The organism is Magnetofaba australis IT-1, from assembly GCF_002109495.1.
Taxonomy (GTDB): Bacteria; Pseudomonadota; Magnetococcia; order Magnetococcales; family Magnetococcaceae; genus Magnetofaba; species Magnetofaba australis.
Window position 1 is genome coordinate 288,334 of the sequence record NZ_LVJN01000021.1, and the last position, 11,674, is coordinate 300,007.

Below are 11,674 nucleotides of genomic sequence, written 5' to 3' on the forward strand. Positions count from 1 at the left end.
CTAGTCGGCGGCCAATAGTCAGCGCAAGCACAACCTGCGTCACGCAAACATTGGACGCCCTGTGCGGGTTTGGTTTCGTCGCTTTTATGCCGCGGGGCGCGATGGCGCGCCAAATAGCGCGCCGCGCTCGCTCCAGGCCGCGCTCAAGCCCAGCGCCACACAAAACCACAAGGTGGCGCTACGGGCGATGAGGGTGGCGGCCACCGCCGTCCCCTCCGGCGCCCCGCTCAGGGTCAACAGCCCCACCATCACCGCCTCAGTGGCGCCCAGGCCGCCGGGGATGAAGCTCACCGCCCCCGCCAGAGTGGCGAAGGCGTAGATAAACACCCCTTCGGCCCAACCGATCTGCGCGCCCAACAGATTGGCGATCAACCAGAAACCGACCCCTTCGCAACTCCACGCCAGCACACTGATGAGCAGCGCGCGGCTGAACGCCCCCGGCGCAAAACAGCGCTGAAAGTGGATCACCGTCTGCGTCACGCTGTGGGCGATGCGGCGCACCGCCTCGGAGCTCCACCGTTGGACCAGCGCAGCAAGTTTGCGCATCAATCGAGGGTTAAGCAGCACAATCAACGCCGCCGAAAACAGCGCCAGCCCCAGGGTCAACAGCCGCGCCTGGGGATGACTCCACGCGCCCAGGGCGCACAGCAGCAGCATGGCGATCACATCCAACAGACGCTCGGCCAGAAACAGACCGATGCTCTCGGGATAGCTGACGCCAAAGGGTTTTAGGAAGATGCTGCGCGCCGCCTCGCCCGCCTTGCCCGGAGTGGTGGTGAGGGCGAACCCGGCCATATAGATGCGCAAGCTGCGCCCGGGCGGAACGCGGTGTCCCAGCAGATGCAGATAGCCCTGCCAGCGGACAAAACGCAGCGTAAACCCCGTCAGCGAGAGCGCCAGCAGCGCCGGGATCGCCCACCCCGGCGTGTGGCTGACGGCTTCGCTCACCGCCGCCCAACTGGCCCACAGGCTCATGCCCAGATAGAGCGCCACCGCCAGCAGAATCGACAGCGCCAAAGCGCGCCAGCGCTTGCGCGCGCGCTGCGACTGCGGCGCCTCGGCGGGCGCGCTCATGGAGGGCTCCCATTGGCGGAGACGGCGCAACAGGGCGTCTGCGGCGCGCAGACAAGGCGCGATCCCACCGCAATGCCCGCACGTTTCACCGCGCCTGCGGGCAGCTCCAGAACCGTCTGCGCCGGGCCTCGTGAGTGATACAGCGTACAGGTTGCGCCGGTGGGGTCTTTGCACGGCGTGGCCACAGCCCAGTTGCGCAAGCGGCAGTCGTGACCAAAGAAGAGAATATCCAGCGGAATGCGGGTGTGGAACATCCAGAAACGGCGGGGTTTGGCGTCGGCGAACAGGAATAGCATGCCGTCGATCCCCTCCAGGGCGTCGCGATCCATCAAACCGTGCTCGATTTGCGCGCGTGTGCGCGCCAGCGTCACCTGCGCCTGCAGGCGCGTCACGCCCTGGGGATCGACCACGCGCACCGGCATGGTCTCTTGCGCCCTCGCCGCGCCCGCGCAGGCCAATACGCCGCCCAGCATCACCATCCACATCAGCCGCTGCAGGCGGCCCATGTTAGTACACCGGTTTGGAGAAGAGCTTTTTGAGCGAGAGTAGGGCCATTTTACTGCCGGTCTTCATCACCCCACGCAGCCCTTGGGAGTGTTTGGAGTCGCCGCCGATGCGCGGATAGTAGCTCACCGGAATCTCGATCACGCGCTTGTTGTGGCGGGTGAATTCGATCATCATCTCAGGTGAAAACTCCGGCCCCAAGCCAATGAAATTGTGCTTGATCTCATCGTAGGCGCTCTTCCAGAACACGCGGAAGGTGCAACCCACGTCGGTGAAGCGCGGCTCGCCCATGCCCCACCACGCCAGCTCGATGAGCTTGGCCGCCAGCACATTGCCAAAGCGCAGCCAGTTGGCCATGTTGGCGCCCTGGTGGATCAACTGCCGCGTGGTGCGGGTGCCGATCACCATGTCGCTATCCTTGATGTATTCATACATCTTGTGGATATCGCGGGCGCGGAAGGTGGCGTCGGCCTCCACCATCACCACAATCTGCCCGGTGGCGGCGTCGATGCCGTGACGCAGGGCGTCGCCATAGCCTACATATTTGCCGCGCAGCAGGATGATATCGGCCTGGCTGTGGGGGATGAACCGCTCGACTACGGCGCAGGTGTCGTCGCTGCTGCCGCCGTCGGCCACCACGATCTCATCCACCTGATCGTGGAAATCCCGCAGCACGAACAGAATCGATTCGGCCTCATTGTAGGTGGGGATCACCACGCTCTTGCGCGCCTGTTCAAAAGTGGCGCTTTTGGCCAGGAAGTCGGCGAATTTCCAATCATCCACGGTGTTGATGTTCACATATTTGCCGCCGATGTCGTAGGCCAGCACGCGCCCCTTCTCGGCCAAGGCGCTGGCGGCGTCCACCAGCTCGCGGCGGCCGGTGCGCGGATTGTTGGGCAGGCTGTCGATGACATCGAACACCGAGGATTTGAACACGAACGCGCCCACCCCCAGGCAATCGTTGGTCAGATGCACCGGGTTCTCCTCCAGCGTCGCCACCAGAGGACCCTGCGGCGCGCTCTCCTCGCGCAGCATCACCGCGTAGTTCTTGCTGATCTCGTGGGGATTGTTGGAGTGGGTAAACGCCACCACCGCATCCAGATCCGCCGTATCGATGGCGGCCAGGGCGGCGTAGTCGGGACGCAGATAGAACTCGTCCCCCAGCAGCAGCAGGAAGCGTTCATCGGCGCTGGGCTGGGCCAGTTTCAACGCGCCGGTGAGGTCGTCGTCGGGGTTCGCCTCCAGGTACTCGATGGCCACGCCAAAGCGGGCGCCGTCGCCAAAGTGGGCGCGTACGATTTCCTTGCCAAACCCCACCACCAGGGTGATGCGCTCCAGCTCCAGCGCGCTGGCGAGATTGCGCACAATCCACTCCAGCAACGGGCGGTCGTTGACCGGCAGCATCACCTTGATGGCGTTTTTATCGGGGTGGTCTTTGCGAATGCGCGTGCCTTTGCCCCCGGCGAGAATGACGGCTTGACGAATGGGAGCGGCGGATGACACGGAGCGGAATCCTTACAGACGCGAGGTGGCGGCGTGAATGGGTCAGGCCGGGAATTCTACCCCACCGCGCGCCGTCGCTCAATCGTTGCCTTCAGTTGCGCGACAGGCTCTGGGCTGCGTGGCTTGGTTAGTCTGTTGATCTTGTTTCTCAACAGACCTGCGCAAGAGTGAGACGCACTCCTCTTCAAGATGCATCGCCAACCACGTTTCCGCTTTATATAGTCGGCGCAAACAGAAATGAGACATTTTGAAAAAAAGAAGATAGTGAGGGCTGCGCCAGCAGACTCCCCAATAAGCGGCGCCAGAATGCGGGCCGTCCCGGCGCCCCCAAAATTGCGCGCCTTTGGCCACAGGAGAACTTCAGCGGCTAACGGCATTCGACGCCGCAGGGCTTCGCGCGCCCGGGGGTCAATCCCCGTCCAGTCCAGCAATCGCCTGAATGACGACAAAAATGGCCGCAAAGGGCGCCAAAATTAACAATATCAGGAGTAGAAGCCGCGCCAGGGCATAGGGAATGACCCCTGTTGCGCGCAGCATTGCAAAGAGTTGCGATTTGGCGAGCGCCATCTTCAGTTCGCACACATCTCGCCAACGCGTTGAAACTTCTCTCGCGCAATCCCGGCGTTTGTGTTTGTCGCCATTATATTTAGAGCGAACAGAAACGTTGTTGCAGGGCGTCGCCACTGTTGGGGTCATGCAGGGGAACAACGGAGCGGATAGTAAAGACTTTGTCGAACTGAATCAGTTTCAGCGCCTGCGCGGTCTGACCGCTGGCGCCCTGAATGATGTGGGACTGGGCGCGCACCCTGTCTTTGATGCTCAACAGCGCGCCGATGCCGCAGCTATCCACCCACTGGGTGATGGACAGATCAATGATGCAGTCTTGATACGGCCCCGTATAGAGCCGGGTAATCCGCTCAATGGTCTCCAGGGAGTCCAGGCTCAACTGCATGCCCATGCGAATGGTCAGGCTCTCCTGATACTGGGTGACCAATATATTTTTGTAAGAGCATACGGTGATCATCGCGCCATCCTTGTGGGGAATTTACAATTCACGCACTCTTGATACTCGCCGCCAACCTGTTCGCCCCAGCTTTCATACAGTCGCAACACCGCACGATAGGCCCGGTCGCAGGAGCCGAATTTGACCAGAAACGGCGTTCTGGCCGCATCCGACAGCGTTGCCCGCCAGCCGGAGTCCGCCACAGGCTGAATATGGCCGACCACTTGACCATTCAGCTTCACCTCCTGGCAAGCGGGCGTGGGCTTGGCGTTCATCTGTTCTTTATGCCGCAAACGGGGGCGGATTCAATTGCGCATGAGCGACCGTGACGACAGGAACCGCATGCGCATTCTGAAACTCCGCCTGCATCAATGTGCTGAACACCTGATCGTGCAGATCGTCCAACACATCCACCTCGATATTCGCATCCTTTAAAAGAAATATCTGGGCGATCAACCAAGTGTTTATCCGCTCCAACTTCGACAAATCAAGCATCACTTTCGCCTGTTTATCTTGCCGCTTTTCCTGCAATAGAGCGTTGATTCGATGAATTAACTGGGGTGTTCTTAAATTCAGAAAATTATTGGTCACTTGCAGATGGATGCAGTCAGCGCGGCGTTCTGCAAAAGTCATCTGAACCCCTCCCTGTGATTCACACGTTTCGAGGCTATTTTTGTCTGCCTGGGAACTTTTGGCAAACGAGGGAGTGTAAACCGATTATTAACACTCTGCCAAAAAGCGTCAATTACACACGAAACTATCTTATATAATTGTAATAAAATGGGTATTTTCTCCCACGCGAAAACCCCTGTTTACAATTATTTCGCAATATCACGCCCGTCCGGGGCTCTGCACGGGAGGTCATCGTCTCCATGCCGCGCAAACGCCATGAATCCGTCAGACAGGCTACCGATTTTTATATAGAATATACGCGATCAGACCCGGCGCCGTAGCCAGCATGCTGAGGATGCGGAAGGCCAGGAAGATGGTGGCGAAGGCGGTCAGGACGTCGGGGCCCGCCACCCAGCGCAGAATGTGATCAAACGCCGCCTCGCCCACGCCAAGCCCGCCGGGAGTGACCGGCAGCAGACCGGCGATCCACGCCCATGGCAGACCGAAAGCGTAGTGCTGCGCGGCGATGGGCTCGCTCTGCAAAGAGACGCCGACCCAGGCGATGGCGCCCATGCCCATGAACTGTGACAGGATCGACGCCCCCAAGGCGCGCATCACCGCACCGGGGTTGCGGCGAAACAGACGCATGGCGTCCACGCCGCGGTGAATCAGAATCTGCACGGCGTTGGGGTGCTCCGCCTGCAACGCGCGGGCGATCCACGCGCTGCGTTTGCTCAACACATAGAGCAGCGCCAAGCCCAGCGGCAGGCCGATAATGACGCCGACGATGGCCAGCGTCAGCAGGCGAATGGCGGGGATGGCCAGATAGGCGGCCGGGTCGCTCAATGTCACCAACAGACCCGCCACGCAGAGGCTGTAGAGGCCCAACAGGCGATCAAAAAAGACCGACAGCACCGCCTTGACCCGCTGCTGCGACTCGGCCCGCGCCACATAGGCCACGCGCATGGCGTCGCCGCCCACGGCGCTGGGCAGAAAGGCGTTGAAGAAGTAGCCGATATAGGTGACCCGGTGGGCCCAGGAGAAGGAGAGCGGGATATCCTGGATGGAGAGCAGCAAGCGCCAGCGCACCGCCGCCAGGGTGATCAGCGCCATGTTCAGCAACAGCGCCGCAACCACCAACAGCGGGTCCGACGCCACCTGCTTAAGCAACGCCACATCCAATTTGCCCTGGCGCATCAGCCAGATAATCAGGGCGCAGGCGATGATCAGTTTGATCAACGGCCAACCCCAGCGGCGCCAGAACTCTTTCATGCCGACTCTTATTGAAACGTGTGAACAACGACGGGAGACCATGGTATACCACGTCTGGCTGCGCAAGTCAGGGAACCTCGCCCGCCCCTCCCGGCGGGAAAGCCATGGATTTTTTGCGCGCAAACGGCGATGATGCCCCCTCTTATAAGCTTTTGGCAATAAACGGATGGACTGATGATTTGTGGCGCGAGCCTCCCACTGTGGCAGGGGGGCGTTTGGATCCCCTTCACCATGGGACTGGCCAGCTCCCTGCACTGCCTGGGCATGTGCGGCGGCGTGATGGGCGCCCTCAGCATGGGCGTGACCGCGCCCGGCGCAGGCGCGCGTCCGGCGCTGGGTCGACTGCTGCTGCTCAATCTGGGCCGCCTGTTCAGCTACGCCCTCCTCGGCGCCCTGGCGGGCCTGCTGGGCGCGGGCGCGCTCTCCATGATCGACCTGAGCGCCGCGCGCCATGCGATGGTCGTTCTGGCCGCCGGGGTGGTGGTGGCGGTGGGGCTCAATCTGCTCGGTCTGCTCTCGCGCATCGCCGGTATTGAGCGCATCGGCGCGGTGTTGTGGCGCCATCTGCAAAGACCGTGGCGACGATTGGTTCCTATCAAAAGCGCCTGGGGCGCCCTGCTGGCGGGGATGATCTGGGGCCTGCTGCCCTGTTTTCTGGTCTACTCCGCCCTGTTGTGGAGCATGGCCGCCAACGCTGTTTCCGCCGGATGTTTCGCCATGTTGGCGTTTGGCGCAGGCACCCTGCCCATCACCCTGACCGTGGGTCTGTTCTCCCATCGCGTGCTCGATGGCGTGGCCGTGGGCTCTCTGCAAAAGGGGCTGGGCGTGGTGATGATCGTCCTGGGCCTGGTCACCATCGTTAATTTGGGCATGCCGCCGGAGCAGCACATTCATTGACTTGGCGCTTGCCGCCCCCCCTTTTTACACACCTCCTGCGTGTTATCCTTCTGTAATTTTGACCTTCCGGCGTCACCCTCCCTGCAATAGTCTTCCTATCTGATTGATTGTAAAATTGATTTGTATTATTGAGAAATATTGCTAAGGTGAATTTTCACTCCGCATGACCCACACTCTGGCGCTGTGTTTTTTCCAGCGCCCAGTTGCCTGTGCAACTGGGCGCGGCGCTGTTGGGAGCGCAAGGCCATGAAGCAATCCCTCGTTTTTAAAATCTTCTTCGGCTTCGCCACAATCCTGGCGCTACTCGCCCTGCAAGGCGGCGTCACGGTGCTGAAGTTGTCCGAAATCGATACGGTCAGCGCCCACCTCTCGGCGACCCGGGTGCCCATGAACACCCAGGCCGAACGCCTGCAATCGGCCCTGCTCTCCTCCCAGAGCGCCCTGCGCGGATTGGTGAGCGTGGCCGATGAGCGCCTCATCGAGCAACGCAACACCGCCTGGCGCGTCATCGAGCACGCCATGACGCATCTGCGCAAGCTGTCGGCGGGCGAGTCGGAGATGGAAACAGAGGTCCGCCAGAATCTGCAGGTCATCGCTCAGCAACTCAGCCAGTTGCAACAGATTCAGGATCAGGTGGCCAAGCTGGCGCACACGCCGCAAAACCGCCCGGTGCTGCTCTTCTTCCATGAACAGGTCGCCGCGCTGCACGCCGACGCCGGGCGCAAACTGGGGGTGTTGATCTTCCGCGAAAGCCGTCGCCATGTGGGCTCGCAGGACCCAGCCAAACTCAAAGCCAGCAAGCACCTGCTGCGCTCCATGGCGGATCTGCGCGGATTCTGGGACGCCGCCCTCAATGATCTGTCCGCCTATCTACAGAGCGGCGACGCCGAGTTTGTGGCGCGCTATCAGGCGGCGGTCAAGAAGATGGCTCTGCCCATCGCGGTATTGCAGCGCGCCGCCCTCAACGACCACCAGAGCCAGCAGCTGCAAGCCTTCTTTGCCCAGCGCGAACAGTTTCTTCAGCGCGCCGAACAGCTGCTGGAGAACAGACCGGACACGCGCAACTGGGACCAGAGCCGCTGGCTGCTGCGGCATGAGGCGATGCCCGCCGCCTTTGCTCTCAATGACGCCATCGATGGGCTGCTCACCACCATCAACAAGCAGATGTATCTGCAGTTGGACCGGGTCCACGAGGTGGTCGCCGCCAGCAGCCGCATGACGCTGTTCATGCTCATCTTCCTGGTGGCCGCCGGGGGGATTATCGCGCTGCTGATCACGCGGCGGCTGACGCGCCCGGTGCTGGAGATCGAAAACGCCATCAGCCGCCTCTCCCAAGGCGATCTGACCCGCCGCATCAAACTGTCGGGCAGCGGCGATGAGATCGACCGCATCGCCCAGGACATCAACGCCATGGCCATGCAGTGGGAGCTGCTGATGCACAGCATGGCGCTGCATGCGGGCAACATCAATTCGGTCAGCGGCGAGTTGGTGAAGATCCGCGAACTGGTGGTGCATGACACCCAAAAGACCGACAAAACCGTGCAGGTGGTCTCCAGCGAAAACAGCAAGCTCGATCAGGAGATCAGCCAGGTGGAGAAGTCGGTGGCGCTGATGCAGAGCGACATGCAGAGCATCTCCCACACCAGCCATGAACTCTCCGCCACCGTGCGCCAGATCGCCGAACACGCCACCCAGGCCAGCGCCAATATGGATGATATGGTCAACGCCTATGAGGGCATCGCCGCCCACATCGACGACGTGCGCGAAAATCTGGACCAAGTGGACAACTCGGTGCAGCACGTGGCCGAGTCCATGCGCGACATGACCGCCTCGCTACAGGAGGTGCGCAACCGCTGCGGCCAGGCCAGTCAGGAGTCCGAGCGCATGGAGACTCAGGCCGGTGACGCGCGCAAACTGATGCAGGAGTTGGAGCGTTCGGCGCAGGAGATCGGCAAAATCGTCGACATCATCAACAATATCGCGCGCCAGACCGACATGCTGGCGCTCAACGCCTCCATCGAAGCCGCCGGGGCCGGCGAGGCGGGCAAAGGCTTTGGCGTAGTGGCTAACGAAGTCAAGGAGTTGGCCAAACAGACCGCCGACGCCACCCAGATGATCACCGGCAAGATTCGCGAAATTCAGCAGCACAGCCATGAATCGGTGGAGGCGGTGGGCAGTATCGCCAATGGCGTGGGGCGCATCAGCGACTCCAACCAGGACATCCTGGAGGCGGTGGAGGAGCAGAACGCCAACGTCCGCTCCATCAACGACGCCATGCAGGCGGTGGAGACCGCCTCCCATGACGTGGGCAAGAGCATGACCCAACTCACCGCCAGCGCGCAGTCGGTGTCGCAATCGGCGCGGGACTCGGCGCAGAGCGCCCACCAGATTGCGCAACTGGCCGACAACGGCGCAGGCGCCGCCGAGCAGATGGCGCTCTCCAGCAGTCAGACTCTGGAGCAGACCAATCTGGTCACCGCGGCGGTGGGCAACACCCTCGCCTCATCAAGCATCGTGCAGGAGCGCATGCACGACACCGCCAACACCATCACCATGATGAGCGGCTCGGCCCAGCACTTTGAGCGCCTCAGCCACTCCCTGCAGAGCATGAGCAACGCCATGTTCATCACCCAGTTGGAGCAGGACACCGGCAACCCGCCGTTCAATGTGCGCGCCATGAAGGACTACTTCATCACCACCCAGGGCAAGCTGGAGCAGGTCGCCCATGGGCGCATCGCGGCCAGCGAGATCGACCTGGCCGCCCTGGAAGGCGCAACGCTGGCGACCACATGGTTCAACAATGAAGGCTTGGAGCGGTTTGGCAAGTTGGCGGAGTTCGCCCCCGCCAAGGAGCAGTTCCTGGCCCTCGAAGCCCTGGCCGCCGCCGCCCTGGAGCAGGGCCAGGCGAGTGATTTCGCCAGCGTGCGCGAGCGGGTTGAGCAGTACCACATCCAGCGTGGCCAGTTCTTTAAAACCCTCGACGCCCTGTATATGGCGTGTCGCGGCAGCCGCAACGAAGTGCATGAGTTCTTCCCCTGGAACGACAAGATGAGCGTGGGGGTCAAACAGCTGGACGACGAACACAAAAGATTGGTGGATATCGTCAACAATCTGCACCGGCTGCTCAAAAGCGACGGCGAACGCAGCGCGCTGGGGGCGATTCTGCGTGAGCTGACCGACTTCACCGTCACCCACTTCGAGCATGAAGAGGCGCTCATGGCCAAGCACCAGTTCCCCGGCCTGGAGGACCAGAAGAGCCAACATCGACGCATGGTGGCCACCTTCCAGCACTTGGTGGAGCGCTTTGAAAATGGCGAATTCACCGTGGCCATGGATGTGATGAGCTTTGCGCGCGGCTGGCTAACCAAGCATATTCTGGGGACGGATATGCAGTACAAATCCTTCTTCAACGCCAAAGGGGTCTATTGAGGCGCCGCCGCCCGTCGGTTTCGCCCGCCCCACGCACAGACCGGAGAGCCTGATGAAAGCCAATACGTTATTGCGCGCCGTTGCAGGAGTGGTGACGCTGTGTCTGGTGCTGGCGGACGTTGCGCCCGCCATGGCGCAGGAGCCGAGCGCCGCGACCGAACCCGCCGAACTGACGGTGAAGATCACCCCATCGCTGGCGGAGGTGCAGGTCAAACACGGCTCGAAAATGGTGACTGTGCGCCGCGATCAGAACACCGAGGCGGTGATTGAGGGGCAGTTCGCCCTCACCTCGCGCAAGTGTCCGCCCTTCTGCGCCCAGCCCATGCAGGTTGCGCCCGGGGTGCAGACCATCGGCGAGGTGGAGCTGCTGCGCTTCATGCAGACCGAACTGGCGGCGGGCGCCGGGCTGGTGGTGGACGCACGCACCCCCGACTGGCACGCCGTGGGCACCATTCCCGGCTCCATCAACGTGCCCTATACCGACGTCTCCACCCAGATGGGCGCCGATGAGATCGCCGTGGAGGAGGCGCTGCGCATCTTTGGCGTGGAGCGAAAAGGGGAACAATTCGACTTTTCCCAAGCCAAAGATCTTGTGCTGTGGTGCAACGGCCCCTGGTGCGGCCAGTCGCCCACCGCCATTCGCGGTCTGTTGGCCCTGGGCTATCCGGCGCAGAAGATCCGCTACTATCGCGGCGGCATGCAGATGTGGAAGATGTTTGGCCTCACTGTATTGCCCCCGGCGGCGGAGGAGTAAGCGCCCAGAAAGCCGCCATGCGACCCTCGGCAACAAACCGATTTCCTTTTGCAGTAAGAGGTTGTAGGATAGGCCGCAGAGTTCAGGGATGATAATCAATAGCAATAAAAGACAATATCATGGCGCATTCAGAGGATTTCTCAAAGTTGCGCGTGCTGTGGGTGGATGACGAACCCACCACGCTGCGCATTATGACGCAGTTTCTCAAGCAGGCCGGGGTGGGCTCTGTGCTGCCGGTAACCCATGCGCGGGAGGCGTTGAGCATCCTCTCCAACCCCAAACAGCGCGTGGACCTGGCCTTCTGCGACATTCTCATGCCGGAGATCGATGGCCTGGAGCTGGTGCAACGCCTGGGCACGACGCTGCAGTTCAACGGCGCGTTGGCGTTTGTGAGCGCGGCGCAGCCGGAGTTGGTGGAGACCGCCCGCACCTTCTCCGAAGCCTATGGCCTGCGCGTGCTGGATATGCTGCCCAAGCCGGTCACCCCAGCGCAACTGGTGGCGGTGCTGCGCGCGCTGCAGGAGGATCTCAATCCTGTCCCCGTTACCGCGCCGTCGACGCCGCCCGTCGGGTCATCCACGCTACAGTAATCCGCCCGCCGCTTCTGGAGCCCGCCACGCCTGCGC

General features: G+C 61.8%; 12 protein-coding genes. 4 read left to right on the forward strand and 8 right to left on the reverse strand.

Translation table 11 applies throughout. The features are described from left to right. Positions 1-84: 84 nt before the first annotated feature. The 8 genes from MAIT1_RS19985 to MAIT1_RS20015 all read right to left on the reverse strand — a co-directional run bounded on the left by MAIT1_RS19985 (position 85) and on the right by MAIT1_RS20015 (position 5,968). A complete protein-coding gene (locus MAIT1_RS19985; RefSeq protein WP_085446753.1) occupies positions 85-1,074 on the reverse strand; it encodes a lysylphosphatidylglycerol synthase transmembrane domain-containing protein in 990 nt (329 codons plus the stop codon). Then, positions 1,071-1,580: a DUF192 domain-containing protein gene (locus tag MAIT1_RS19990; protein ID WP_085446754.1), complete on the reverse strand. Its 510-nt coding sequence runs from the start codon at positions 1,578-1,580 to the stop codon at positions 1,071-1,073. Before MAIT1_RS19990 ends, MAIT1_RS19985 begins: the two co-directional genes overlap by 4 nt. Before the next feature lies 1 nt (position 1,581). Next, a complete protein-coding gene (locus MAIT1_RS19995; protein ID WP_085446755.1) occupies positions 1,582-3,081 on the reverse strand; it encodes a sugar phosphate nucleotidyltransferase in 1,500 nt (499 codons plus the stop codon). Positions 3,082-3,489: 408 nt separating this feature from the next. Then, positions 3,490-3,663 carry a hypothetical protein gene (locus MAIT1_RS21960; protein WP_158089647.1) on the reverse strand — a complete coding sequence of 58 codons (174 nt, stop codon included), beginning with the start codon at positions 3,661-3,663 and terminating at the stop codon, positions 3,490-3,492. Positions 3,664-3,727: 64 nt separating this feature from the next. Further along, positions 3,728-4,105 carry an STAS domain-containing protein gene (locus MAIT1_RS20000; RefSeq protein ID WP_085446757.1) on the reverse strand — a complete coding sequence of 126 codons (378 nt, stop codon included), beginning with the start codon at positions 4,103-4,105 and terminating at the stop codon, positions 3,728-3,730. Next, entirely contained in the window at positions 4,102-4,359 is a 258-nt protein-coding gene (locus MAIT1_RS20005) for a hypothetical protein (protein ID WP_085446759.1), read from the reverse strand. The genes MAIT1_RS20000 and MAIT1_RS20005 overlap by 4 nt, the downstream gene beginning before the upstream one ends. A 7-nt stretch (positions 4,360-4,366) precedes the next feature. Continuing rightward, complete coding sequence (locus tag MAIT1_RS20010) at positions 4,367-4,717, reverse strand: hypothetical protein (RefSeq protein ID WP_085446761.1); 351 nt, start codon at positions 4,715-4,717, stop codon at positions 4,367-4,369. Positions 4,718-4,990: 273 nt separating this feature from the next. Then, complete coding sequence (locus MAIT1_RS20015; RefSeq protein ID WP_158089648.1) at positions 4,991-5,968, reverse strand: lysylphosphatidylglycerol synthase transmembrane domain-containing protein; 978 nt, start codon at positions 5,966-5,968, stop codon at positions 4,991-4,993. Between the two features lie 231 nt (positions 5,969-6,199). Here MAIT1_RS20015 and MAIT1_RS20020 point away from each other — a divergent pair, with 231 nt between their 5' ends. The 4 genes from MAIT1_RS20020 to MAIT1_RS20035 all read left to right on the forward strand — a co-directional run bounded on the left by MAIT1_RS20020 (position 6,200) and on the right by MAIT1_RS20035 (position 11,638). Further along, positions 6,200-6,865 (forward strand): sulfite exporter TauE/SafE family protein, encoded by a 666-nt coding sequence (locus MAIT1_RS20020; RefSeq protein ID WP_158089649.1) that lies wholly within the window; start codon positions 6,200-6,202, stop codon positions 6,863-6,865. A 246-nt stretch (positions 6,866-7,111) separates the two neighbouring features. Further along, a complete protein-coding gene (locus MAIT1_RS20025) occupies positions 7,112-10,294 on the forward strand; it encodes a bacteriohemerythrin (RefSeq protein ID WP_085446767.1) in 3,183 nt (1,060 codons plus the stop codon). 52 nt (positions 10,295-10,346) lie between these two features. Beyond that, positions 10,347-11,048: a rhodanese-like domain-containing protein gene (locus MAIT1_RS20030; RefSeq protein WP_085446769.1), complete on the forward strand. Its 702-nt coding sequence runs from the start codon at positions 10,347-10,349 to the stop codon at positions 11,046-11,048. Between the two features lie 119 nt (positions 11,049-11,167). After that, complete coding sequence (locus MAIT1_RS20035; RefSeq protein ID WP_085446771.1) at positions 11,168-11,638, forward strand: response regulator; 471 nt, start codon at positions 11,168-11,170, stop codon at positions 11,636-11,638. The last annotated feature ends 36 nt before the right edge of the window (positions 11,639-11,674 follow it).